The organism is Beutenbergia cavernae DSM 12333 (genome assembly GCF_000023105.1).
GTDB classification, from domain to species: domain Bacteria; phylum Actinomycetota; class Actinomycetes; order Actinomycetales; family Beutenbergiaceae; genus Beutenbergia; species Beutenbergia cavernae.
Genome location: NC_012669.1, coordinates 1,463,529 through 1,486,941 on the forward strand (window position 1 = coordinate 1,463,529; position 23,413 = coordinate 1,486,941).

24 protein-coding genes are annotated in these 23,413 nt (G+C 71.0%); 21 read left to right on the forward strand and 3 right to left on the reverse strand.

Annotation, left to right across the window (positions count from 1 at the left end):
• Positions 1 to 25: 25 nt before the first annotated feature.
• The gene (gene prmC, locus BCAV_RS06475; RefSeq protein WP_015881787.1) at positions 26 to 916 is read left to right on the forward strand and encodes a peptide chain release factor N(5)-glutamine methyltransferase; all 891 of its coding nucleotides are present in this window, start codon (positions 26 to 28) and stop codon (positions 914 to 916) included.
• On the opposite strand, the gene BCAV_RS06480 is transcribed toward prmC, so the two are convergent.
• Positions 876 to 1,268: a VanZ family protein gene (locus BCAV_RS06480; RefSeq protein ID WP_144016732.1), complete on the reverse strand. Its 393-nt coding sequence runs from the start codon at positions 1,266 to 1,268 to the stop codon at positions 876 to 878. The genes prmC and BCAV_RS06480 overlap by 41 nt on opposite strands.
• A gap of 86 nt (positions 1,269 to 1,354) precedes the next feature.
• On the opposite strand from BCAV_RS06480, the gene BCAV_RS06485 reads away from it, so the two are divergent.
• The 4 genes from BCAV_RS06485 to BCAV_RS23565 are packed head-to-tail and all read left to right on the forward strand — an operon-like array spanning position 1,355 to position 4,322.
• Positions 1,355 to 2,371 (forward strand): L-threonylcarbamoyladenylate synthase, encoded by a 1,017-nt coding sequence (locus BCAV_RS06485; protein WP_015881789.1) that lies wholly within the window; start codon positions 1,355 to 1,357, stop codon positions 2,369 to 2,371.
• Positions 2,368 to 3,486, forward strand: coding sequence for a glycosyltransferase family 4 protein (locus BCAV_RS06490; RefSeq protein WP_015881790.1), 1,119 nt, complete (start codon positions 2,368 to 2,370; stop codon positions 3,484 to 3,486). The genes BCAV_RS06485 and BCAV_RS06490 overlap by 4 nt, the downstream gene beginning before the upstream one ends.
• A 42-nt stretch (positions 3,487 to 3,528) precedes the next feature.
• Positions 3,529 to 3,993, forward strand: a complete 465-nt coding sequence (locus BCAV_RS23165) for a Cg1360 family ATP-synthase-associated protein (RefSeq protein WP_015881791.1) — start codon at positions 3,529 to 3,531, stop codon at positions 3,991 to 3,993.
• Between the two features lie 44 nt (positions 3,994 to 4,037).
• Positions 4,038 to 4,322 (forward strand): alpha/beta fold hydrolase, encoded by a 285-nt coding sequence (locus tag BCAV_RS23565; RefSeq protein ID WP_342617820.1) that lies wholly within the window; start codon positions 4,038 to 4,040, stop codon positions 4,320 to 4,322.
• On the opposite strand, the gene BCAV_RS06500 is transcribed toward BCAV_RS23565, so the two are convergent.
• Both BCAV_RS06500 and BCAV_RS06505 read right to left on the reverse strand, forming a co-directional pair.
• The gene (locus tag BCAV_RS06500) at positions 4,256 to 5,860 is read right to left on the reverse strand and encodes a beta-N-acetylhexosaminidase (protein WP_015881792.1); all 1,605 of its coding nucleotides are present in this window, start codon (positions 5,858 to 5,860) and stop codon (positions 4,256 to 4,258) included. The two genes, BCAV_RS23565 and BCAV_RS06500, sit on opposite strands and share 67 nt — an antisense overlap.
• Positions 5,853 to 7,418 carry an alkaline phosphatase D family protein gene (locus BCAV_RS06505; protein ID WP_015881793.1) on the reverse strand — a complete coding sequence of 522 codons (1,566 nt, stop codon included), beginning with the start codon at positions 7,416 to 7,418 and terminating at the stop codon, positions 5,853 to 5,855. Before BCAV_RS06505 ends, BCAV_RS06500 begins: the two co-directional genes overlap by 8 nt.
• 184 nt (positions 7,419 to 7,602) lie before the next feature.
• On the opposite strand from BCAV_RS06505, the gene BCAV_RS06510 reads away from it, so the two are divergent.
• The 16 genes from BCAV_RS06510 to nucS all read left to right on the forward strand — a co-directional run bounded on the left by BCAV_RS06510 (position 7,603) and on the right by nucS (position 23,380).
• Positions 7,603 to 8,640 (forward strand): LacI family DNA-binding transcriptional regulator, encoded by a 1,038-nt coding sequence (locus tag BCAV_RS06510; RefSeq protein WP_015881794.1) that lies wholly within the window; start codon positions 7,603 to 7,605, stop codon positions 8,638 to 8,640.
• Between the two features lie 76 nt (positions 8,641 to 8,716).
• Complete coding sequence (locus BCAV_RS06515) at positions 8,717 to 10,030, forward strand: ABC transporter substrate-binding protein (protein WP_043346718.1); 1,314 nt, start codon at positions 8,717 to 8,719, stop codon at positions 10,028 to 10,030.
• Positions 10,014 to 10,961, forward strand: coding sequence for a carbohydrate ABC transporter permease (locus tag BCAV_RS06520; protein WP_144016733.1), 948 nt, complete (start codon positions 10,014 to 10,016; stop codon positions 10,959 to 10,961). Before BCAV_RS06515 ends, BCAV_RS06520 begins: the two co-directional genes overlap by 17 nt.
• Before the next feature lies 1 nt (position 10,962).
• Positions 10,963 to 11,877 carry a carbohydrate ABC transporter permease gene (locus BCAV_RS06525; RefSeq protein ID WP_015881797.1) on the forward strand — a complete coding sequence of 305 codons (915 nt, stop codon included), beginning with the start codon at positions 10,963 to 10,965 and terminating at the stop codon, positions 11,875 to 11,877.
• Between the two features lie 79 nt (positions 11,878 to 11,956).
• Positions 11,957 to 13,585, forward strand: a complete 1,629-nt coding sequence (locus BCAV_RS06530) for an FAD-dependent oxidoreductase (protein ID WP_245528963.1) — start codon at positions 11,957 to 11,959, stop codon at positions 13,583 to 13,585.
• Positions 13,582 to 15,042, forward strand: a complete 1,461-nt coding sequence (locus BCAV_RS06535; RefSeq protein WP_015881799.1) for an arylsulfatase — start codon at positions 13,582 to 13,584, stop codon at positions 15,040 to 15,042. Before BCAV_RS06530 ends, BCAV_RS06535 begins: the two co-directional genes overlap by 4 nt.
• 130 nt (positions 15,043 to 15,172) lie before the next feature.
• Positions 15,173 to 16,021 carry a F0F1 ATP synthase subunit A gene (gene atpB / locus BCAV_RS06540; protein ID WP_015881800.1) on the forward strand — a complete coding sequence of 283 codons (849 nt, stop codon included), beginning with the start codon at positions 15,173 to 15,175 and terminating at the stop codon, positions 16,019 to 16,021.
• A 99-nt stretch (positions 16,022 to 16,120) separates the two neighbouring features.
• Entirely contained in the window at positions 16,121 to 16,345 is a 225-nt protein-coding gene (atpE, locus tag BCAV_RS06545; protein WP_015881801.1) for an ATP synthase F0 subunit C, read from the forward strand.
• A complete protein-coding gene (locus BCAV_RS06550; RefSeq protein WP_015881802.1) occupies positions 16,342 to 16,944 on the forward strand; it encodes a F0F1 ATP synthase subunit B in 603 nt (200 codons plus the stop codon). Before atpE ends, BCAV_RS06550 begins: the two co-directional genes overlap by 4 nt.
• Positions 16,944 to 17,759 carry a F0F1 ATP synthase subunit delta gene (locus tag BCAV_RS06555; protein WP_015881803.1) on the forward strand — a complete coding sequence of 272 codons (816 nt, stop codon included), beginning with the start codon at positions 16,944 to 16,946 and terminating at the stop codon, positions 17,757 to 17,759. The genes BCAV_RS06550 and BCAV_RS06555 overlap by 1 nt, the downstream gene beginning before the upstream one ends.
• An 85-nt stretch (positions 17,760 to 17,844) precedes the next feature.
• Positions 17,845 to 19,479: a F0F1 ATP synthase subunit alpha gene (atpA, locus tag BCAV_RS06560; protein WP_015881804.1), complete on the forward strand. Its 1,635-nt coding sequence runs from the start codon at positions 17,845 to 17,847 to the stop codon at positions 19,477 to 19,479.
• Between the two features lie 2 nt (positions 19,480 to 19,481).
• Complete coding sequence (locus BCAV_RS06565) at positions 19,482 to 20,375, forward strand: F0F1 ATP synthase subunit gamma (protein ID WP_015881805.1); 894 nt, start codon at positions 19,482 to 19,484, stop codon at positions 20,373 to 20,375.
• A gap of 25 nt (positions 20,376 to 20,400) precedes the next feature.
• Entirely contained in the window at positions 20,401 to 21,876 is a 1,476-nt protein-coding gene (gene atpD, locus BCAV_RS06570) for a F0F1 ATP synthase subunit beta (RefSeq protein WP_015881806.1), read from the forward strand.
• Between the two features lie 43 nt (positions 21,877 to 21,919).
• Positions 21,920 to 22,249 (forward strand): F0F1 ATP synthase subunit epsilon, encoded by a 330-nt coding sequence (locus tag BCAV_RS06575; protein ID WP_015881807.1) that lies wholly within the window; start codon positions 21,920 to 21,922, stop codon positions 22,247 to 22,249.
• Between the two features lie 51 nt (positions 22,250 to 22,300).
• Positions 22,301 to 22,684 (forward strand): DUF2550 domain-containing protein, encoded by a 384-nt coding sequence (locus BCAV_RS06580; RefSeq protein WP_187292853.1) that lies wholly within the window; start codon positions 22,301 to 22,303, stop codon positions 22,682 to 22,684.
• Positions 22,685 to 23,380, forward strand: a complete 696-nt coding sequence (nucS, locus tag BCAV_RS06585; RefSeq protein ID WP_015881809.1) for an endonuclease NucS — start codon at positions 22,685 to 22,687, stop codon at positions 23,378 to 23,380. It begins immediately after the preceding gene.
• Positions 23,381 to 23,413: the final 33 nt, after the last annotated feature.

The following is a 23,413-nucleotide window of genomic DNA, read 5'->3' on the forward strand; positions in this document are numbered from 1 at the left end:
TCGGGCGTCGATCGGCGGCGCACGCGTGAGCGCCTCCGGCGACCGGCCCGCTGCCTGGCTCCGGTGGGGCACGGCCGAGCTCGACGCGGCCGGCGTGCCCAGTCCGCGTGCGGACGCCGAGACCCTGCTCGCCTCCGCGCTCGGCGTCACGCGTGCCGAGGTCCGGCGACTCGTCGTCCTCGACGCCGACCTACCCGAGGGCCGGCGCGCCGACTTTGCGCGCCTCGTGGATCGCCGCGCCGCGCGCGAGCCGCTCCAGCACATCCTCGGTGCCGCGCCGTTCCGGCACCTCGAGCTCGCCGTCGGACCCGGCGTCTTCGTGCCGCGGCCCGAGACCGAGGTCGTGGCTCAGGTGGCCATCGACGAGGCGGAGCGGCTGGCCGTCGACGACGCCCGGCCGCTCGTCGTGGACCTGTGCTGCGGTGCGGGCGGGATCGCGCTCGCCGTCGACACCGAGGTCCCCGCCTCCCGTGTGGTCGCCGTGGACCTCGCGCCCGAGGCCGTCGCTCTGACCCGGCGCAACGACGCCGCCGTCGGCACCCGCACCATGCGGATCGAGCACGGTGACGTCCGCGACTCGGAGCTGCTCGCGGACCTCGACGGCACGGTCGACGTCGTCGTCAGCAACCCGCCGTACATCCCGCCGGACGCGGAGCCCACGGAGCCGGAGGTCCGCGACCACGACCCCGATCTCGCGCTGTACGGCGGGGGAGTCGACGGCCTCGACGTGCCGCGAGCCGTCGTGCTCGCCTCGACCCGCCTGCTGCGCGCGGGCGGGCTGTTCGTGATGGAGCATGCCGAGGTGCAGGCGGCGGCCGTGCGGGAGGTGGTCACGGCGAGCGGAGCCTTCGACGACGCCGTGACGCTCGACGACCTCACCGGACGTCCGCGGGCGGTCGTGGCCCGGCGACGCTGAACGACGCCGAGCGGCGCCGCATCACGAGGAACGCCAGCGCCCAGCCGACGGCGATCCCGGCGACGTCAGCGACGACGTCGGCCACGTCGCCCGAACGATCGGGCAGGAACGCCCCCTGCACGACCTCGCTCAGCACGGCGTGCGCGAGCAGCACCGGCACGAACCAGCGTGCGCGGAGCCCGGCGAGCAGGCCCGTGCCCGCGACGAGCGCGAAGGACAGCCCGTGCTGCAGCTTGTCCAGGTTCGGGATGTCCGGACCGACCCGCGGGGTGCTCGGCGCGTACAGCGCGATCAGCTGCACCACGACGGCGACGCCGAACGCCACCCACCACCATCGGATCCTCCGCGTCACGGCCCCACGCTACGGCCAGCTCGGCCGCGCCGACCGCACGTCCGGACTGCGCCACGCGCCCTGTCGCTCGTGGGAGGATCGTCGCCGTGACCCTGCTCGACTGCACCGACCCCGACAACCGGGAGAAGAGTCTCGACGCTGCCGTCGAGGCCGTCACGCACGGTGGACTCATCGTGCTGCCGACCGACACCGTGTACGGCATCGCTGCCGACGCGTTCGACAAGGACGCCGTGGCCGCCCTGCTCGCCGCGAAGGGGAGGGGCCGTCAGAAGCCACCGCCGGTGCTGGTCGGCGACCACTCCACGCTCGACGGTCTCGCGACCGACGTGCCCGAGGTCGTCCGCACACTGATCGAACGCTTCTGGCCCGGCGCCCTGACGATCATCGTGCGCGCCCAGCCGTCACTGACCTGGGACCTCGGGTACACCCGCGGCACCGTCGCCCTGCGGATGCCCGACGACGAGATCGCGCTCGACGTCCTGCGGCGTACGGGCCCTCTCGCCACGTCCAGCGCGAACCGCACCGGCCGACCGGCCGCGACCACGGCCGCCGAGGCGCAGGAGCAGCTCGGAGCCCGGGTCGGCGTGTACCTCGACGGCGGCCCGGCGCGCGGCGGCGAGGCCTCCACGATCATCGACGCGACCGGCCCGACGCTGAGCATCGTCCGCGAGGGGGCGCTGAGCGTCGAGGTGCTCGGTGAGGTGGCACCCGAGCTCCTGCCGCCCCCGCCCGAGGACGAGACCACCGCTGACGGCGAGCAGCCGGCTGCGGACGTCGAGCAGCCGGACGGCGAGACCGCCGCCGCGCCGGACGGCGAGACCGCCGCCGATGCCCCCAGCGCCGGCGAGACCGCCACGGACGAGGCCGCCGACGAGCCCGCAGACGTCGAGCCCGCCACCGACGAGGCCGCAGCGGCGGTGGAGCCGATGGAGGCTGCCGCGCCCGGCGAGATCGCCGAGAGCGCGCGTGAGGACGTCGAGCCGGTCGACCCGACGGACCCGCCCCAGGAGCAGATCGAGGCCGCCGGGCCGATCGCGCCGCTGCCGCCCGAGGCGGTGGATGCCGAGCCGGTGACGCGGGACGGCGGTGACCACGACCGGTGAGGGTCTACCTCCTGGTCCTGCTGATCTCCGCGGGGGTCACCGTCCTCGCGACCCCGCTCGCCCGCTGGATCGCCCGCCGCACGAACGCTGTGACGCCGTTGCGCGAGCGCGACGTCCACACTGTGCCGACCCCCCGCCTCGGGGGGCTCGCGATGCTCGTGGGGCTCGCCGTCGCGCTCCTGCTCGCCTCGCAGATGCCGTTCCTGGAACCGGTGTTCGCGACGTCGAACCAGGCGTGGGCGATCCTCGGGGGCGCGACGATCGTGTGCCTGCTCGGGGTCGCTGACGACATCTGGGACCTCGACTGGATCACGAAGCTCGTCGGGCAGATCCTGGCGGCCGGGTTCATCGCCTGGCAGGGCGTCCAGCTCGTGACGCTCCCGATCGCCGGGACGACGATCGGCTCGTCACGACTCTCGTTGATCCTGACGGTGCTCGTCATCGTCGTCGCGATGAACGCCGTGAACTGGGTGGACGGCCTCGACGGGCTCGCGGCCGGCGTCATCGCGATCGGCGGCGCCGCCTTCTTCGTCTACACGTACCTCCTGACCACCGAGGCGAGCCCGGGGGACTACTCGGACCTCGCGACGATGGTGCTCGCGGCTCTGGTGGGCGCGTGCCTCGGCTTCCTCCCGCACAACTTCTTCCCGGCCCGCATCTTCATGGGCGACTCCGGCGCGATGATGCTCGGACTCGTGGTGGCCTCGACGGCCATCGTCGTCACCGGTGACATCGACGCCGGCACCGTGTCGCAGCGTGAGCAGTTCCCGGCGTTCCTGCCGATCGTCCTGCCGTTCGCCGTGCTCCTGGTGCCGCTCGTCGACGTGCTCGTCGTCGTCGTCCGCCGGGTCGCGGCCGGCAAGGCGCCCTGGGCGGCCGACAACAGCCACCTGCACCATCGCCTCATGGCGCGCGGGCACAGCCACCGGCGGACCGTCGTGATCCTCTACATGTGGACGTTCCTCGTGGCGTTCGGCGCGGCCTCGCTCGCCGTGCTGCCGACGACGACGGTGCTCGTGCTGCTCGGGGTCGGTGTGGCGATCGCCACGTTCCTCTCCGTCGTCCCGCTCCCGGTGCGCCGCCGACGGCGCAGACCGCCCGTCCCGGTGCCCTAGCCCGTACCGGCGGCCCTGCTCCGCCATGGGAGGATGCACGGCATGAGCACAGGCAGGACCCCCGGCACCGTCTCGACGTCGAGGCTCATCGCCGTCCTGCGCGGCATCCTGCGTCGCCTGCTGGTCGTCAGCGCGATCATCGTGGTCCTCGGCGCCGTGGTCGGGCTGCTCGTGGCCGGGACGGCGGGGCTGTGGGGAGCCCTGCTCGGGGCCGTCGCAGCCGCGCTGTTCTGCGGGACGACGCTGCTCTCGATGATCCTCGCCGTCGGGCGGGAACCGACGTTCATGGCGGCGATCGTGCTGGGCATGTGGCTGCTCAAGATGGTGCTGATCATCGCGCTGCTCATCATCATCGACCCGATGACGTTCTACGACAGGTACGTGTTCGCCGGTGTGCTGGTCGCCGTCGTCCTCGCCTCGCTCGCGCTCGACGTCCACGGGATCACGACGGCGCGCATCCCGAACGTCGAGCCGGAGATGCCGGCCCGGTCGGACTCGGACGACTAGTCCAGGTCGGGTCGCGCCGGTTCGTCGACGACGACGGCGGGTTCGTGCTCGTGGGACACAGCTGGGGAGGGCCGATCGTCAGGACCGCCGCCGCGGCGCGTCCCGGACGCGTCAGAGGCCTGGTCCTGGTCGACCCGGCCGACGAGGACTGTGCGGTCTACTCCTCACCCATGAACGAGCGGGTCAACCGGATCCAGGCGGCGTCGCCGACGAGGTCCGACGACTCGTGGCCGGCCTGCCGGACCCGAGATAGAGCCGGGCCTCAGAGCCGGCGACGCCGCCCCGTCCCGCCGCGCTGCCACGGGTGCGGTCCCGCGAGCGGGCGGTAGTTGACACCGAGAGCGTCGAGCCGCCGCAGGTGTCCGGGCATCCGGTCCAGCAGATCCGCCGCCTCACGCCGCTTCGCCGACGTCCACCCCGCCTCGGCGAGCGCGGCGAGCCGCGGGAACGCCATGTACTCGACGTCGCGCGGCGTCGGCATGTACTCCGTCCAGAGCTGGCCCTGCACGCCGAGGATGCGACCGGGAAGGTCCGCGGACCCCGGAGGCTCCGGCTCCCAGGCGGCGATGTCCTCGAGCGTGATCGTCCGGCGCGGCGCGAGAGGTTCGTCCTCGCCGCTCGAGGAGGCGTAGTCGAGGTAGGTCACGTGCTTCGGGCACATGACGACGTCGTGCCCGGCGGCGAGGCCCGCCAGCCCGTGCTCGACCCCGCGCCACGCCATGACCACCGTGTCGGCGGGCATCCCGCCGTCGTCGAGCACCTCGTCCCAGCCGACGACGCGCCGGCCGCGAGCGGTGAGGTCGGCGTGGATCGCGCGGAGGAACCAGCTCTGCAGCTCGTCCACCGACGCCAGCCCGAGCGCCGTGGCACGTTCTGCCGCCGCCGGACTCGCGCGCCACTCGGTGCGCGGCACCTCGTCGCCGCCGACGTGGACCCACGGACTCGGGAACAGGTCGGCGACGACGGCGAGCACGTCCCGCGCGAACGTCAGCGCCTCGTCGGTCGGGGCGAGGACGTGGTCCGAGATGCCCCAGGTGGTGCGCACATCGACCCGCTCGCCGGTGTTGCCGAGCTCCGGATAGGCGGCGAGCACGGACTGCACGTGGCCGGGAAGGTCCACCTCCGGCACCACGGTGATCCGGCGTCGCCGGGCGAACTCGACGATCTCGCGGACGTCGTCCGCCGTGTAGAAGCCACCGAGCGGTGTGCCGTCGAAGCCCGTATCGAGGCCGTGGCGACCGACCACCGTCTCGTCGCGCCAGGACGACACCTCGGTGAGCCGGGGCCATGACGGCACCTCCAGCCGCCATCCCTGGTCGTCGGTCAGGTGCAGGTGCACGACGTTCAGCCGGTGCAGCGCCGCGAGATCGATGAACCGCAGCACGAACGGGACGGGCATGAAGTGGCGTGCGACGTCGAGGTGGACGCCCCGCCAGCGGAACCGGGGCGTGTCCTCGATGACGCAGCACGGCATTGCGGGCGTCCCGCCGCGCCGGCCCTCCCTCAGCGCATCGGCTGGCAGCAGCTGTCGGAGCGTCTGGACGGCGCGGGCGAGCCCGTCCGCGGACGCACCGACCAGCTCGACGGCGTCGGGCGCCACCACGAGCCGGTACCCCTCGGCGTCGTCCGAGCAGGTGTCGTCCACCCGGAGGACCACCGCCCCTGCGGCGGCCTCCCCGGCGGGGACCCCGTGGACGTTCCCGCGCACACCGGCACGCAGCAGGTAGGACTGCAGGAGCCAGGCGGAGTCCAGGGCTGCGGGTTCGGCGACGAGCGCGGCGTCGGCGCCGAACCGGAAGGTCCCCGGCCTGGTCTCGACGTGCAGTGGCAGGGGGACGAGGGCGGTCGGGTCCGCGAGCTCAGGCACTGACACCTCCGGGGACGCCGTCCTCGACGACGAAGCTGGCACGGGTGCTGATCGGCGCGCCGGGCTGCGAGATGTAGGGCACGACGCGGTAGTCGGACCTCATCGTGTCGGGCGTGAGAGTCACGACGTTGTAGCCGCGCTGGAAGTTGCAGAACTTCATGTGCGGGTTCTCGGCGAGGTAGACCTCGCCGATGGGCAGCATGTCGGCGCCGTCGCGTCCGCTGGCGAGCGAGGTGCCGACGATCTCCGTGCCGATCACCGGGGAGTCGGGGTCGGCGTAGTCCGCCTTGAGCTCCATGAAGTAGTTGTTGTGGCGGTCGCCGGTGACGACGACGAGGTTGTCGACGCCACGCTCGTGCGCCTGGGTGAGCACGTGCTCGCGCTCGACGTTGTAGTTGTCCCAGACGCCGTAGTAGGAGATCTTCTCCGGGTCGGGGTCGCGGTCGAGCTGCGCCATCGGCTGCTGGTTGCCGATGACCTGCCACGTGGCCTCGGACGAGGAGAAGCCGTCGACGAGCCAGTCGCGCTGCGCGCCGCCGAGCATCGTGGCGTCGGGGTTGTCCCGCCCGCGCTCGGAGCGGTACTGGCGGGAGTCGAGCATCGTGAAGTCCGCGAGCGTGCCGTAGCCGATGCGCCGGTGGATCCGGATGCTCGGCCCGGACGGCATCTGCGTGTGCCGGAGGGGCAGGTTCTCGTACATCGCCTGGAACGCGTCGGCCTTGCGCTGTGCGAAGACGGCGGGGTCCTGGTCCGGTTCGTCGTCCGCCTCGGAGCGCGGGCCGAGCCAGTCGTTCTCGACCTCGTGGTCGTCGAACGTCGTGAGCCACGGGCACATCGCGTGGGCGGCCTGGAGGTGCGGGTCCGACTTGTACAGCGCGTACTGCAGGCGGTAGCGGTCGAGGTCGAAGCACTCCGTCCGCAGGTAGTCGGGCATCGGCGTGCCGTCGTGCAGGATCGGCTCCGGGACGTAGGACTCCTCGTAGATGTAGTCGCCGAGGTGCACCACGAGGTCCAGGTCCTCCTGCGCCAGGTGCTGCAGCGTCGTGTAGAAGCCGGCCTCGTAGCTCTGGCAGGAGGCGACGGCGAAGCGCAGGGACTGTGTCATCGTCCCCGGGGCCGGCGCCGTCCGCGTCCGGCCGGCCGGGGAGAGCTCCCGCCCGACCCGAAACCGGTACCAGTACTCGCGGTCGGGGCGGAGGCCGCTGATCTCCGGGTGCACGGAGTGCCCGAGCTCCGGCGTCGCGAACGCCGTCCCGGAGCGGACCACCCGACGGAAGCGCTCGTCCTCCGCCACCTGGTACTGGACCGGGACCTGCTTGTTCGGCATCCCGCCGCGGCCGTCCGGCGCGAGCGGGTCGACGGCGAGCCTCGTCCAGAGCACCACGCCGTCCGGCAGCGGATCGCCCGATGCGACGCCGAGCGTGAACGGGTACCCGCGCACGTGGGCGGAGGCCTCGGTGTCCTGCCACGCGCCGGTGCCGAGCATGACGGCGGCCGCCCCGGCGCCGGAGTATCCGAGGAACCTACGTCGGCTGACCTGTCTCCTGCCGCCGGCCATGGCGACTTCCCTTCGTCGGGGACCGGCTCCGATGACCGGCTCAGCCGGAACCCTCTCGACGGCGTCGGGAGACTGTCAAGGATCTAATTCAAATTAGCGACGAGAAGCCTGCCCGGCGGGTCTTGACGCGAGTCCGGCGAGTCCCTAGCGTGACCGTCTAATTCGAATTGGAGGGAGGTCACCGATGATCGGACGTCCACGACAGCGCGACATCGCCAGGTTGGCCGGTGTCTCCCAGACCACTGTCTCCTTGGCGCTCAACGGCAAGACGGCCGACTACGGCATCAACCCGGAGACCGAGCAGAAGATCATGGCCGCGGCCCGTGAGCTCGGGTACGTCCCGAACGTCACGGCCCGGGCGCTGCGCGGCGGGCGGAACAACCTGCTCGGCGTCCACGCGTTCGAGCCGTTGTTCCCGACGAGCCGCGAGTCCTACTACGAGGAGATCCTGGTCGGGATCGAGCAGGCGGCGATCCGTGCCGGGCAGGACCTCGTGCTGTTCACCTCGATCCACCAGCACGCTGGCCGCGCCAGCGTGTTCCACGAGGGGCGCAACCGCCTGAGGATCGCGGACGGTGCCGTGATCCTCGGCTTCGACGAGCACGACGACGAGCTCGCACGGCTCGCGGCCGAGGGCTACACGTTCGTGTTCGTCGGCCGGCGCGACAAGGCGTCGGCGCTCGGCCCGTACGTCGGGGCCGCCTACGTCGACGGCGTCGCCGACGTGACGCGCCGGATCCACGAGCTGGGGCACCGCCGCGTCGCGTATCTGGGGCTGAACGACCGGCTCGAGCCGCGCGTCGAGCGGCACCAGGGGTTCCGTCTCACGGCCGACGAGCTCGGCATGGACGTGGTCGACGAGAGGTGGTCGGCCGGCGAGGCCATCGACGGTCCGTGGCTCCGGCGTCTCGTCGGCTCGGGGGCGACTGCCCTGCTCGTGGAGAGCTCGGCGCAGCTCGAGCGGGTCGGCGCAGAGTGCGCGGCAGCCGGTATCGGCGTCCCCGACCAGCTGTCGGTCGTCGGGCTGGACTCCATCACCGACCCCGCCGCCACGACCCGCGAGTGGAGCCACCTGCGTGTGCCCAGGCGGGGGATGGGTGCGCGGGCCGTCGAGGTGCTGCTCGAGGTCCTCCACGGCGAACGGGAGCTCACGCACCACGAGCTCCTCACCTGCACGTTCGAGCCCGGGCGGACCCTCGCGCCGCCGGCTCGAGGGGCGTGACCGGCCCGACGCCGGCGTGCCCGTCATCGCTGTACCACCATCACGAGAGGAAGAGCAGATGAGACGCACTCGACGAGTGCCTTCACGTACGTGGGCCGGCACGGTCGCCGGTGCCGCTGCGCTGTCCCTGCTGGTCGCATGCAGCGGGGGTGGCGGAGCCGACGACGGCGACGACGCCGGTGCCGGCGACACGCTGACCGTCTGGTTCCCGGGCAAGAGCGAGTCCGAGATGGCCCTGATCAACGACACGATCGTCCCGGCGTTCGAGGAGGAGACCGGGGCCGAGGTCGAGGTCACGTTCGTGGACTGGCCGGACCTGTCGCCGAAGCTCAACGCGGCGTTCGCCGCCGGGACGGCGCCGGACGTCATCGGTCACGGTGTCGCGGCGACGGCGGACCTCGCGGCGAACGAGCGCATCCTCGACCTCTCGTCCTACATCGACGAGCTGGACCCGGAGCTGCACGACGACGTGGCGACGGCCCTGGCCGGCGGCGAGGTCGGCGGCACGCCGTACATGGTCCCGCTCATCATGACGTCCAGGCTGCTCGTGTACTCGGGCGCGGACTTCACGGAGGCCGGTCTCGACCCGGACGCGCCCCCCGCGACCTGGGAGGAGGTCCGTGAGACCGCCGAGCAGCTCACGGTGCGGGACGGCGACCAGATCACCCGGTCCGGACTGCTGCTCGGGAGCCAGCCGATCGCCAACCAGCAGTCGTTCGCCACGCTGCTCTGGTCGCACGGCGGCGACTTCCTGAACGAGGACGACTCCGAGGCCATCCTCGACTCCCCGGAAGGTGTCGAGGCGCTGCAGTACTTCGCCGACCTCTACCAGGGCGAGAACCCGGTGGACGGACTGCTCGGCGTCGAGTGGTCCGGCCTGCCGATCGGTGAGCAGCCCGTGGTCGCAGGGACGGCGTCCATGCAGCTGGTCAGTGCCGGCGCCATCGTCGACTACCAGGAGGCAGCGCCCGACCGCGACCTGCGACTCATGGCGCCCCCGTCGTTCGACGGGCACGAGCCCGGGACGTTCGGTGGCCCGGGGAACGGCCTCATGATCAACGCCGACAGCGACGTCCCCGACCTGGCCTGGGAGTTCATCGCCGGGATGATCGACCCCGAGACGAACCTCACGTACTCCCAGGAGCTCGGGCAGCTCCCGATCCACGCCTCCGCCGTCGAGTCCGACTACATCACCTCCAACCCGGACCTGGTGAGGGCTGTCGAGTCGCTCCCGTACGCCCACCCGAACCCGAACGTGCCGGGGTGGGTCCAGATGCGTGACGCCATGGGGCAGCACCTCGAGCGCGCGCTCCACGGCGAGGCCGAGCCCGCCGACGCGCTGGAGGCGTCAGCTGCCGAGATGGACGAGATCCTTGCCGCAGGCTCTTGAGGCCACCGCGCGCCGGCCGGAGACCCCGGCCGGCGCGCGGCCGCCGCAGCGACGGCGCGGGAAGCTGCGCAGCCCGATGGCACGGATGGGGATGCTGTTCGTCATTCCCGCCGCGCTGTACGTGGTCATCTTCCAGCTCGGCCCGGTGGTGTACGGCCTCGTGCTCAGCTTCAGCGCCTACTCGCCGCTGGACAGATCAGGTCCGCAGTTCATCGGGTGGGACAACTACGCCTCCATCTTCACCGACCCGACGTTCGCCCGGGCGATGGCCATCACCGGCCGCTACGTGCTCCAGGTGCTGCCGTTCACCGTCGTGATCGCGCTCGGGCTCGCGCTGCTGTCCAACCGTGTGTTCCGAGGTGTCGGGCTCTTCCGCACCGGGCTCTACGTGCCTCACGTCGTGTCGCTCACGGCCGTGAGCATGGTGTGGCTCTGGATCTACTCGGACACCGGGCTCGTCAACCAGGTGCTGGACCTCGTGGGTCTTCCCGGCCAGCGATGGTTGACCACGCAGGACGCCGCGCTCAACGCCGTCTCGGCCATGCGCATCTGGAAAGCGCTCGGGAGCAACATGGTGCTGCTGCTCGCCGGGCTGCAGACCGTGCCGAAGGTCCTGTACGAGGCGGCCAAGGTGGACGGCGCGAACGCGTGGCAGCAGTTCCGTGCGGTGACGCTGCCCGGCCTGCGGCCGATGCTGACCTACGTCGTCGCGATGGACATCATCTTCCTCGCGCAGGGCTTCCCGGAGATCTTCGTGCTCACACAGGGCGGACCGTACGGGAGCACGACGACCGTGAACTACCTCATCTACACCGAGGCGTTCCAGTACAACGAGATGGGCAGCGCGTCAGCGATGGCGTTCGTGCTGTTCGCGTTCATCGCAGCGTTGACGATCGTCGCGCTCCGCGTCGGGCAGGGAAGGAAGAGCTGAGATGGAGACGCGACCCGCCACCGCCCGCGCCGTGGCCCCCGCAGCACCCCCCGCCGTCGTCGCCCGCCGTCGGACACGGCGGATGTGGCCCCGCGTGCTCGTCCTCGCGGTCGTCACGGTGGCGGTGCTGTTCCCCTTCTGGTGGATGCTGAGTCACGCGTTCACCCCCGAGGGGCAGCCGGTGAGCCTCATCCCGGCCGAGCCGACCACGGAGAACTTCCAGACCGCCGTCACGGCCGCCAACCTCGACACAGCGTTCGCGAACTCGACGCTCGTGACGGTGGTGGCGGTCCTCACCAACTGCATCGTGCCCGTGATCGCCGGGTACGCGTTCGCCCACCTCCCGTTCCGCGGCAGCTCCGTGGTGTTCTACGTCCTGCTGTCCACGGTGGCGATCCCGGGCTCGGTGACGCTCATCCCGCTGTTCCTCATGGCGAAGCACTTCCCGCTCGCGGGTGGCAACGACATCCTCGGGAGCGGGGGGAGCGGGCTGCTGGACTCCGTCGGGGGCCTGATGCTGCCCTACCTCGTCGGCACGATGAACATCTTCCTCTCTCGGCAGTACTTCGCCTCGATGGATCGCGACTTCGCGGAGGCGGCCCGCATCGACGGTGCCGGCGAGCTCCGGATCTTCGCCGGGATCTACCTGCCGATGGCGAAGCCGCTGCTCGCGCTCGTGGCCGTGTTCTCCTTCACCGGTGTGTGGGACGACTTCCTCTGGCCGCTCGTCGTGTCGACGTCGGAACGGAGCACGACGGTGCAGCTCGCGATCACGACGTTCGCCTCGTCCGGGAACGTGAAGTACGGCGCCCTGATGGCGGCCACGATCCTCGTCACGATCCCCGTCCTGGCCGTGTTCCTGCTGAACCAGCGCGGTTTCATCTCCGGTCTCGCCGACGGCGGGATCAAGGGCTGACGGAGCCCTCGCCCTGGCCCACGACGTACGACCTCCGAACGAAAGAGAGACCCACCACGTGCCGCATCACAGTGCAGACGTGCTCATCATCGGCGGCGGGCTGGGCGGCGTCGCCGCCGCCCGCGCCGCGCTCACCCTCGGCCGGACGGTCATTCTCACGGAGGCCGGGGACTGGCTCGGTGGTCAGCTCACCTCCCAGGCGGTCCCGCCCGACGAGAACCCCTGGATCGAGGAGTACTCGTCGGAGGGCTACCGCGAGCTGCGCACGCGCATCCGGGACCACTATCGACGGCACTACCCGCTGACGCCCGAGGCGCGCGCCACCGAGCATCTGAACCCGGGCGGCGGATTCGTCTCCGCGCTGTGTCACGAGCCGCGCGTCAGCGCCGTCGTCCTGGAGGAGATGCTCGCCGAGTGGCTGACGGACGGGCGGCTCACGTTGTTGCGCCGTCACGAGCCCGTCTCGGTGATCCGGACGGCCGATCGCCTGACGTCGGTGACGGTGCGGGACGTGACGACGGGCGAGCGGCGCGTCCTCGCCGGTGCCCTCGTCCTCGACGCCACGGAGCTCGGCGACCTGCTCGAGCTGGCCGACGTGCCGCACGTGATCGGCGCCGAGTCCCGGGCGGAGACCGGCGAGCTGCACGCTCCCGACGTCGCGGACCCGCTGGACCAGCAGGCGATCACGTGGTGCGCGGCGCTCGAGTACCGCGCGGGGGAGTCGCACGTCATCCCCGAGCCGCCCGGGTACGCGCACTGGCGCGACACCGCGGACCCGCGCTGGCCGGGATCGCAGCTGTCGTGGTCCGACGTGCACCCCATCACGCTGGAGGAGCGGTACCGGCCGATCTTCGCGGGCTCACCCGAGGAGGCGATCGACGGCCAGCAACGGGACCTGTGGCACTACCGCCGGATCCTCGCCCGGCGGCACCTGGACGAGAGCTACACCGGCGGCGAGATCACGCTCGTCAACTGGCCTCACATCGACTACTGGGAGCTGCCGCTGCTCGGGGTCCCCGCCGAGACCCGACGGCAGGCGGAGCTCGCCTCCCGAGATCTCACGCTGTCGTTCGTGCACTGGGTCCAGACGGCAGCGCCGCGGCCCGACGGCGGCAGGGGCTACCCGGAGCTCCGCCTGGCGGGCGACGTCATGGGCACGCCGGACGGTCTCGCACGGGAGGCGTACATCCGGGAGTCACGCCGGATCAAGGCCCTCTTCACCGTGACCGAGGCGCACATCGGGTGCGAGATGCGCGGCGCGCACGCGGGGTCGGCGACCTTCGACGACACCGTCGGCATCGGCCACTACCGGATCGACCTGCACCCGTCGACGTCGGGCCGCACCTACGTCGACATCGCCTCGTTCCCGTTCCAGATCCCGCTCGGCGCCCTCATCCCCGTCGGCACCGCGAACCTCCTCGCGGCGAACAAGAACATCGGGACCACCCACATCACGAACGGCGCCTACCGCCTGCACCCCGTCGAGTGGTCCATCGGGGAGGCGGCCGGCGCGCTGGCCGCGCACTGCCTGTCCACGGGGTCGACGCCGGCGACGGTCCGGGCCCGCCAGGACGAGCTGCGCGCGTACCAGGCGGTGCTCTCCGACGAGCTCGGCGTGCCGCTCGCGTGGCCCGACGAGATCCGCAGGACCGGACAGCCCGACGCCGAACCTGCGCCGTCGCACGCCGGGACGGGTGCCTCGAGATGACGGAGCCCGAGCGGCCGAACGTCCTGCTCATCATGGCCGACCAGTGGCGGGGCGACTGCCTGGGATCGGCCGGGCACCCGACGGTGCGGACGCCGTTCCTCGACCGCCTCGCCTCCCAGGGGACGAGGTACGCGAAGGCGTACTCGGCCACGCCGACGTGCACGCCCGCACGCGCGTCGCTGATGACGGGGCTTCGGCCGGCGACCCATGGCCGGGTCGGGTACGCCGACCACGTCGCGTGGGACTACCCGACGACGCTCGCCGGGGAGTTCACCCGCCACGGGTACCAGACGCAGGCCGTGGGCAAGATGCACGTGTCGCCGGAGCGTGCGCAGCTCGGCTTCCAGAACGTCGTGCTGCACAGCCCGCTGGGGATCGTCCGGTCCGCGCGGGAGCGGGGTCAGGACCCGGACCTGGTCGACGACTACCTGCCGTGGCTCCGGCTCCGGCTGGGTCGCGACGCCACGTTCTTCGACCACGGCATCGACAGCAACTCCTGGGTCGCCCGGCCGTGGGACAAGCCCGAGCACCTCCACCCCACGAACTTCGTCGCCTCGGAGTCCGCGGACTTCCTCCGGCGCCGCGACCCGACGAAGCCGTTCCTGCTGTTCGCCTCGTTCAACGCCCCGCACCCCCCGTTCGACCCACCGGCCTGGGCGTTCGAGCAGTACCTGGAGACCGACATGCCGGACCCGCCGGTCGGCGACTGGGCCGAGGCGTTCGACCCCTGGGCGAACAGCGCCGACCCGACGGCCCTGGTGGGCACGATCCCGCCCGACCTGCTGCAGCGCGCGCGGGCGGGCTACTACGGGCACATGACCCACGTGGACCAGCAGATCAACTTCCTCCTCGAGGAGCTCTCCCACCGCGGTCTCCGGGACAACACGCTCGTCTGCTTCCTCGCGGACCACGGCGAGATGCTGGGCGACCACCACCTGTTCCGCAAGGGCTTCCCCTACGAGGGATCCGCGCGGATCCCGATGATCCTGAGCGGTCCCGGTGTCCCGGCCGGGCAGGTGCGCGACGACGTCGTCGAGCTGGGGGATGTCATGCCGACGCTGCTCGACGCCGCGGGCCTTCCGGTCCCTGACGTGGTCCAGGGGCGGAGCTTCCTCCCGGCCACGCTCGACCGAGCGGAGCCTCGCGCCTGGCTGCACGGGGAGCACACACTCCTCGGCCAGTCGTTCCAGTGGCTCACGGACGGGCACGAGAAGTACGTGTGGTGGAGCGGGACCGGTCGGGAGCAGCTCTTCGACCTCGACTCCGACCCCACCGAGAGCCATGACCTCGCACCATCGCCTGGCGCGAGCGCGCGACTGGAGCGTTGGCGTGAGGTGCTCGTCGGCGAGCTCCGCGGGCGCGAGGAGGGGTTCACCGAAGGTGGCCGTCTCGTGGTCGGCCGGCCCGTGCGACCGACCCTGCGACACCCGATCTCGGGCGGCGCCGAACCGGGCTGAGCGCCGCGCCGGGCGAGCACACGACCTCCGCATCGTCGTCACGACCACCGCACGCCATCAGGTAGGCTCGACGCACCACGAGCCCACGGCTCGAGATCGGCCCGGGAGCGCAGCAGCCCTGGGCCGGGCCTTGCGCGTATCCGACCACAAGACCCGGGAGAACACCCTGTCCGCGACCTCGCTGATCCTCGCCGAGACGCACGACGACGGCGGCGGGTTCCACGCTCCCACCGTCGAGGAGTTCTTCCCGCCGGCCATCTTCGGCGAGGGCACGTTCTTCGAGTTCAACCGCATCATGATGATCCGGCTCATCATGGTGGCGCTGCTCCTGCTGTGGCTGTGGCTGTCGACACGGCGCGCCAAGCTGGTCCCGGGTCGCGCGCAGTCGATCGTCGAGCTCGCCCTCAACTTCGTCCGCACGCAGATCGCGGAGACGATCCTCGGCAAGGAGGCCGGGAAGAAGTACCTGGTGTTCCTCACGGCGGTGTTCTTCATCGTCTTCGCGATGAACATCTCGGGCGTGATCCCGTTCCTCAACATCGCGGGCTCGTCGGTCGTCGGCCTTCCGATCGTCATGGCGCTGTGGGTCTACGTCATGTACCTGGGGGCGGGCGTCAAGAAGCAGGGTCTCGGCAAGTTCCTCAAGAACTCGCTGTTCCCGTCGTCGGCGCCGTGGTTCATGTACCCGCTGATCACGCCGATCGAGTTCCTCACGGTCTTCGTCATCCGACCGGCGACGCTGATCATCCGACTCCTCGCGAACATGGTCGCGGGTCACCTCATGCTCGTGCTGTGCTTCTCGGCCACGCAGTTCCTGCTGTTCGAGGCGCACGGCCTGATCCGCGCGACCGGCGTGCTCACGCTGGGCGCGGGCCTTGCCCTGACCCTCTTCGAGATCTTCGTCGCCGCGCTGCAGGCGTACATCTTCGCGCTGCTGGCCGCCGTGTACCTCAACCTCTCGACCGAGGAGTCCCACTGAGCACCGTGACGACCCCGGTCCGCGCCCTCTGACGTAGACCGCCCCACCACGTACGAACGCCGCGCAGACCGCCGGCGCGACATCGAAAGGGAAACCCGCATGGACAACTTCGCCGAACTCACCGGCAACATCGGCACGGTCGGGTACGGCCTGGCCGCGATCGGCCCGGGCATCGGCCTCGGCATCCTCATCGGCAAGACCATCGAGGGCATGGCGCGCCAGCCTGAGGTGGCCGGACGCCTCCAGGGCACCATGTTCATCGGTGTCGCGTTCGTCGAGGTGCTGGCGCTGCTCGGTCTGGTCGCCGGCTTCATCGTCGCGTGAGTACGTCGTACGGTCTCGTGCTCGCCCAGGAAGGGGGCGAGTCCGAGCAGAACCTGTTCATCCCGGCGTCCTACGACATCGTCTGGTCGCTGGTCGTCACGGTCATCATCGCCTTCTTCGTCTACCGGTACCTGATGCCGAAGATGACGGCGATCCTCGACGAGCGTTCCGCCAAGATCGAGGGCGGGCTCGAGCACGCCGCCAAGGTCCAGGCCGAGGCGGACAAGGCTCGCGAGGAGCAGGAGGCCGTGCTCGCAGAGGCGCGCGGGGAGGCCGCTCGCATCCGCGAGGAGGCGCAGGGTGACGGCGCTGCGATCGTCGCGGAGGCCCGGGGCCGGGCGCAGGCCGAGGCGAACCGGATCGTCGAGAGCGCGCAGCGGCAGATCGACGCGGAGCGGCAGCAGGCTGTCGTCTCGCTCCGGTCCGAGGTCGGCACGCTGGCCACCGAGCTGGCCTCGCGGATCGTCGGTGAGTCCCTCGCCGACGACGCACGCCAGTCGCGGCTCATCGACCGGTTCCTCGAGGAGCTGGACTCCTCGACCGCCGACAGTGCCGTCGACGCGCCTGCGTCGGTGGCACCGGCCCACCAGGAGGACTGATGCGCGCGTCGAGCGAGGCGTCCCTCAAGGCAGCGGCGGACCGGTGGGAGCCGGTCCTCGCCGAGGCAGGGGAGTCCGCGCGCGACCTCGCGGAGAGCATCTTCGCCGTTGTCGACGCGCTCGACTCTTCGGCATCCCTGCGCCGTGCGCTGACGGACCCGGCGCGGCCGGCGGACGCGAAGGCGAGCCTCACCCAGGGCTTGCTCGGCGCGAAGGCGCCGGACGCCGTCGTCGATCTCGTGGCCGGCATGAGCCGTTCGCGCTGGTCGGCGGACGACGACCTGGCGTCGGCGCTCGAGGAGATCGGCACCACGTCGCTGCTGGCGGCCGCGGAGTCGCGCGGTGAGCTCGAGCGGGTCGAGGACGAGCTGTTCCGGCTCGGGCGCTCGCTGATCGGCGCGCGCGAGCTGCGGATCGCCCTGTCGAACCGTGAGCTGCCGGTCGAGAACCGGGTCGCGCTCGTCGACGCCTTGCTCGAGGGAAAGGTCGCGCCGGAGACGGAGCTGCTCGTGCGGCGCGCGGCGACGTCGATGCGGGAACGTTCCGTCCCGAACGCGATCGCGCACGTCGGCGAGCTCGCCGCTGCGCGGCGCCGCCGGCTCGTCGCGGCGGTCACGGCTGCCGTGCCCCTCACCCAGGGTCAGCTCACGCGCCTGGGTGAGATCCTGGAGCGTGCGTACGGCCGCTCCGTCCAGATCAACGTCGGGATCGACCCCGAGGTGGTCGGCGGCCTGCGGGTGCAGGTCGGCGCCGAGGTCGTCGACGCGACAGTGCTGACCAAGCTCGAGGAGGCGCGGCGCCGGCTCGCCGGTTGACGCGCCACCACCCACGCACCTAACGCCGCCTGACCGGGGCGGAACGACGGACCACCGCAGAGGTGGTCGGAGGAGAAGGAACCTGATGGCTGAGCTCACGATCAAGCCTGAGGAGATCCGGGCTGCGCTCGACAGCTTCGTGAACTCCTACGAGCCCTCGGCGAGCGCTCGCGAAGAGGTCGGCCGCGTCACCCTCGCGGCCGACGGCATCGCGGAGGTCGAGGGACTCCCCGGCGCGATGGCGAACGAGCTGCTGCAGTTCGAGGACGGCACCCTCGGCCTGGCGCTGAACCTCGACGTGCGCCACATCGGTGTGGTCGTCCTCGGCGAGTTCACCGGCATCGAGGAGGGCCAGGAGGTCCGCCGGACGGGCGAGGTGCTCTCCGTCCCCGTCGGCGACGGATACCTGGGCCGGGTCGTGGACCCGCTGGGCAACCCGATCGACGGCCTCGGCGATGTCGAGACGGAGGGACGCCGCGCCCTCGAGCTCCAGGCGCCGGGTGTCATGGCCCGGAAGAGCGTCCACGAGCCGCTGCAGACCGGCATCAAGGCGATCGACTCGATGATCCCGATCGGCCGAGGCCAGCGTCAGCTGATCATCGGCGACCGCCAGACGGGCAAGACGGCGATCGCGATCGACACGATCCTCAACCAGAAGGCGAACTGGGACTCGGGCGACCCGAGCAAGCAGGTCCGGTGCGTCTACGTCGCCATCGGGCAGAAGGGCTCGACGATCGCGTCCGTGCGCGGCGCCCTCGAGGACGCCGGTGCGCTGGAGTACACGACGATCGTGGCGGCACCCGCCTCCGACCCGGCGGGCTTCAAGTACCTCGCGCCGTACACCGGTTCCGCCATCGGCCAGCACTGGATGTACCAGGGCAAGCACGTCCTCATCGTGTTCGACGACCTGTCGAAGCAGGCCGAGGCGTACCGCGCCGTGTCGCTGCTGCTGCGCCGTCCGCCGGGCCGTGAGGCGTACCCGGGCGACGTGTTCTACCTGCACTCCCGCCTGCTCGAGCGTTGTGCGAAGCTCTCCGACGAGCTCGGCGCCGGGTCGATGACCGGCCTGCCGATCATCGAGACGAAGGCGAACGACGTGTCGGCGTACATCCCGACGAACGTCATCTCGATCACGGACGGCCAGATCTTCCTGCAGTCCGACCTGTTCAACGCGAACCAGCGCCCCGCCGTCGACGTCGGCATCTCCGTGTCCCGCGTGGGTGGCGACGCCCAGGTCAAGGGGATGAAGAAGGTCTCCGGCACGCTCAAGCTCGAGCTGGCCCAGTACCGCTCGCTCGAGGCGTTCGCGATGTTCGCCTCCGACCTGGACGCCGCCTCGCGGGCCCAGCTCAAGAGAGGTGCGGCGCTGACGGAGCTGCTCAAGCAGCCGCAGTACTCGCCGTTCGCCGTCGAGGACCAGGTCGCCATGATCTGGTCCGGGACGAACGGCTACCTCGACGACGTCGAGACGGCCGACATCCACCGGTTCGAGAGCGAGCTGCTCGACCACCTGCGCCGGCACACGTCGGTTCTCGACGACATCGCGTCGTCGGGCCTGCTCACGGACGAGACCGAGGAGGCGCTGCGCAACGGCGTCGAGTCGTTCCGCCGGACCTTTGCCGGCAGCGACGGCCAGATCATCGGCGGCGGCGAGCCCGAGTCCGACGGCGAGGACGTGGACGTCGAGCAGGAGCAGATCGTCCGCCAGAAGCGGGGCTGAGCATGGCCGGAGCCCAGCGGGTCTACAAGCAGCGGATCAGGTCGACCCAGACGCTGAAGAAGATGTTCCGCGCGATGGAGCTCATCGCGGCGTCCCGCATCACGCGTGCCCGTGAGCACGCTCGGGCGGCGGCGCCGTACTCGCGGGCTCTGACGAGGGCCGTCTCTGCCGTCGCGACGCACACGCAGATCGATCATCCGCTGACGACGGACCGAGCCGACACGAACCGCGTGGCCATGCTCGTCGTCACGGCGGACCGCGGGCAGGCGGGTGCGTACAACACCACGATCCTGCGCGAGGCCGAGCGGCTCGCCGCCCAGCTCATCGAGGAGGGCAAGGAGCCGCAGCTGTACGTCACCGGGCGCCGCGGCGTCGGGTACTACACGTTCCGGCACCGCGAGATCGTCAAGAGCTGGACCGGTGGCTCCGACAACCCCGAGGTCAGCACGGCGGAGGAGATCGCGGACACGCTCCTCGAGGCCTTCCGCGCGCCGGTGGCCGAGGGCGGCGTGAGCGAGATCCACCTCGTCTACACCCGGTTCGCCTCGATGGTCAGCCAGGAGCCGCGCGTCGTGCGCATGCTCCCGCTGGAGGTCGTCGAGGGCGTGGTGGAAGCGGGCGGTGACGTGCTGCCGCTCTACGAGTTCGAGCCCTCGCCCGAGGCGGTGCTCGACGCGCTCCTGCCGCGGTACATCCGGAGCCGGGTGTTCAACGCCCTGCTCCAGGCGTCCGCGTCCGAGCTCGCCGCCCGCCAGCGGGCGATGCACACGGCGACCGAGAACGCCGAAGACCTCATCCGGAAGTACACCCGTCTGGCCAACACCGCACGGCAGGCCGAGATCACCCAGGAGATCAGCGAGATCGTCTCGGGTGCCGACGCCATGGCCGCGAGCTGAGAAAACCCGCGAAGCGAGAGAGATCATGACTGCTACCGCTACTGAAGCACCGGTCACGCACGAGGGCGGCCCGGCGATCGGGCGCATCGCTCGCGTGATCGGCCCCGTCGTCGACATCGAGTTCCCGGCGGACGCGATCCCCGAGATCTACAACGCGCTGAAGACGACGATCGAGCTGTCGGCCGAGGGGGACAGCTCGACCGAGAGCGTCCTGACCCTCGAGGTCGAGCAGCACCTCGGCGACAACCTGGTGCGCGCGATCGCCCTGAAGCCGACGGACGGTCTCGTGCGCGGGGCGCGCGTCGAGGACACCGGCGGCCCGATCACGGTGCCGGTCGGCGACGTGACGAAGGGCCACGTGTTCAACGTCATCGGCGACCCCCTCGACGTCGAGGCCGAGAAGCTCGAGATCACCGAGCGGTGGTCCATCCACCGCAAGCCGCCGGCGTTCGACCAGCTCGAGTCGAAGACCTCGATGTTCGAGACCGGCATCAAGGTCATCGACCTCCTGACGCCGTACGTGCAGGGCGGCAAGATCGGCCTCTTCGGCGGTGCGGGCGTCGGCAAGACGGTCCTCATCCAGGAGATGATCCAGCGCGTCGCGCAGGACCACGGCGGTGTGTCCGTGTTCGCCGGCGTCGGCGAGCGCACCCGTGAGGGCAACGACCTCATCCACGAGATGGAGGAGGCCGGCGTCTTCGACAAGACGGCGCTCGTCTTCGGCCAGATGGACGAGCCGCCGGGCACGCGTCTGCGCGTCGCCCTCTCGGCCCTCACCATGGCCGAGTACTTCCGCGACGTCCAGAACCAGGACGTCCTGCTGTTCATCGACAACATCTTCCGGTTCACGCAGGCCGGTTCCGAGGTGTCGACGCTGCTCGGCCGCATGCCGTCCGCCGTCGGCTACCAGCCGAACCTGGCCGACGAGATGGGCCAGCTCCAGGAGCGCATCACCTCGACGCGCGGTCACTCCATCACGTCGCTGCAGGCGATCTACGTGCCGGCCGACGACTACACGGACCCGGCCCCGGCGACGACGTTCGCGCACCTCGACGCGACCACCGAGCTCTCCCGTGACATCGCGTCGCGTGGTCTCTACCCGGCCGTCGACCCGCTCGCCTCCACGAGCCGCATCCTCGACCCGCGCTACGTGGGCGAGGACCACTACCGGGTCGCGACGCGCGTGAAGTCGATCCTGCAGAAGAACAAGGAGCTGCAGGACATCATCGCGATCCTCGGTGTCGACGAGCTGTCCGAGGAGGACAAGGTCACCGTCAACCGGGCCCGCCGCATCGAGCAGTTCCTCTCGCAGAACACCTACATGGCGGAGAAGTTCACGGGCGTCGCAGGCTCGACGGTCCCGCTGTCGGAGACCATCGAGGCGTTCGGGAAGATCGCGGACGGCGAGTACGACCACGTGACCGAGCGGGCGTTCTTCAACATCGGTGGGCTCGAGGACCTCGAGCGCAACTGGTCGAGGATCCAGTCCGAGCTCCGCTGACGCGGCACAGGCACATCGACCGACGAGCACTGGAGGAGGACGCGTGGCACTGAACGTGGAGGTCGTCTCGACCGACCAGACCCTGTGGTCCGGCGAGGCCGTCACGGCGGTCGTCCCGGCCGCCGACGGCGAGATGGGCATCCTGCCCGGTCACTCGCCTGTGCTGGCGGTGCTCCGCCAGGGATCGGTGCGCATCACGCCGTCGTCGGGCGAGAAGGTGAGCTTCGACGTCGTCGGCGGTTTCGTCTCCTTCGACCACGACTCCCTCACGGTCGTGGTGGAGAAGCAGGAGATCGAGATCGAAGGCATGGCGCGGGTGGCTGCGCCGGAGTCCGAGGACGCAGGCGCCGAGCAGGCTCCGGCCGGGCACTAGGCCGCCACGGTGCCGGGCGGGTGGGTCTGGATCCTCGTTCTGGGGATCGGTGTGGCTGCCGCGCTCGGGGCGATCGTCTTCATCACCCGCCTGCGGACGCTCGCGCACCGTGTCGGCTCGTTCGAGTGCGCGCTGCGCACCAGCGCGACCTCGGGGTGGGCGTCCGGGATCGCGCACTACGCCGTCGACCGGCTCGTCTGGTACCGCGTGATCTCCGTGAACCTCGGCCCGAGTGCCTCCTGGCCCCGTGCCCGACTCGTCATCACCTCCTGGGAGCGACGCATGAGCGCCGACGGACCGACGGACATCGTCGAGGCGCACTGCCGGGTCGACGAGCGCGAGTTCGTCCTCGCGATGCACCGGGCGGCGTTCTCCGGGCTGACCTCCTGGCTCGAGGCGACGCCGCCGGGCGACCGACTGTCCCAGGTGCTGTAGATGCGGCTCGTCATCGCGAGGTGCTCGGTCGACTACACGGGGCGCCTCACGGCGCACCTCCCGTTGGCGACCCGTCTGCTGCTCGTCAAGGCCGACTCGTCGGTGCTCGTGCACTCCGACGGCGGCTCGTACAAGCCGCTGAACTGGATGAGCCCCCCGTGCACGCTGCGCGTCGCGGAACCTGACGACGACGACGTAGGGCGCGGTGTGCGCGAGGTGTGGACGGTCCAGAACGCGAAGAGCGACGACCGGCTCGTCGTCCGCATCCACGACGTCCTCTCCGACTCCTCGCACGACCTGGGTGTCGACCCAGGCTTGGTCAAGGACGGTGTGGAGGCGCACCTCCAGGCACTGCTCGCGGAGCAGATCGACCTGCTCGGCTCGGGGCACGTGCTGGTCCGGCGGGAGTTCCCCACGGCGATCGGGCCGGTGGACATCCTCGCGCGCTCCGCTGCCGGGGAGACGGTCGCCGTCGAGATCAAACGGCGCGGGGACATCGACGGCGTCGAGCAGCTCACGCGCTACCTGGAGCTGCTCGGGCGGGACCCGCTGCTCGCCCCCGTGCAGGGAGTCTTCGCGGCCCAGGAGATCAAGCCGCAGGCGCGCGTGCTGGCGCAGGACCGGGGCATCCGGTGTCTGGTTCTCGACTACGACGCGATGCGCGGGCTCGACGACGTCGACTCGCGGCTCTTCTGACGGTCCGGCCGTGTCGGTCTGGCCCGGGTCTGC

Bases quoted from the DNA above. Each gene is read 5' to 3' on its own strand.
- BCAV_RS06565 (WP_015881805.1), top strand. From the start codon at position 19,482: ATGGCCGGAGCCCAGCGGGTCTACAAGCAGCGGATCAGGTCGACCCAG.
- nucS (WP_015881809.1), top strand. From the start codon at position 22,685: ATGCGGCTCGTCATCGCGAGGTGCTCGGTCGACTACACGGGGCGCCTC.
- BCAV_RS23165 (WP_015881791.1), top strand. From the start codon at position 3,529: ATGAGCACAGGCAGGACCCCCGGCACCGTCTCGACGTCGAGGCTCATC.
- BCAV_RS06535 (WP_015881799.1), top strand. From the start codon at position 13,582: ATGACGGAGCCCGAGCGGCCGAACGTCCTGCTCATCATGGCCGACCAG.
- BCAV_RS06510 (WP_015881794.1), top strand. From the start codon at position 7,603: ATGATCGGACGTCCACGACAGCGCGACATCGCCAGGTTGGCCGGTGTC.
- atpE (WP_015881801.1), top strand. From the start codon at position 16,121: ATGGACAACTTCGCCGAACTCACCGGCAACATCGGCACGGTCGGGTAC.
- BCAV_RS06525 (WP_015881797.1), top strand. From the start codon at position 10,963: ATGGAGACGCGACCCGCCACCGCCCGCGCCGTGGCCCCCGCAGCACCC.
- BCAV_RS06505 (WP_015881793.1), bottom strand. From the start codon at position 7,418: ATGGCCGGCGGCAGGAGACAGGTCAGCCGACGTAGGTTCCTCGGATAC.
- BCAV_RS06555 (WP_015881803.1), top strand. From the start codon at position 16,944: ATGCGCGCGTCGAGCGAGGCGTCCCTCAAGGCAGCGGCGGACCGGTGG.
- atpA (WP_015881804.1), top strand. From the start codon at position 17,845: ATGGCTGAGCTCACGATCAAGCCTGAGGAGATCCGGGCTGCGCTCGAC.
- atpD (WP_015881806.1), top strand. From the start codon at position 20,401: ATGACTGCTACCGCTACTGAAGCACCGGTCACGCACGAGGGCGGCCCG.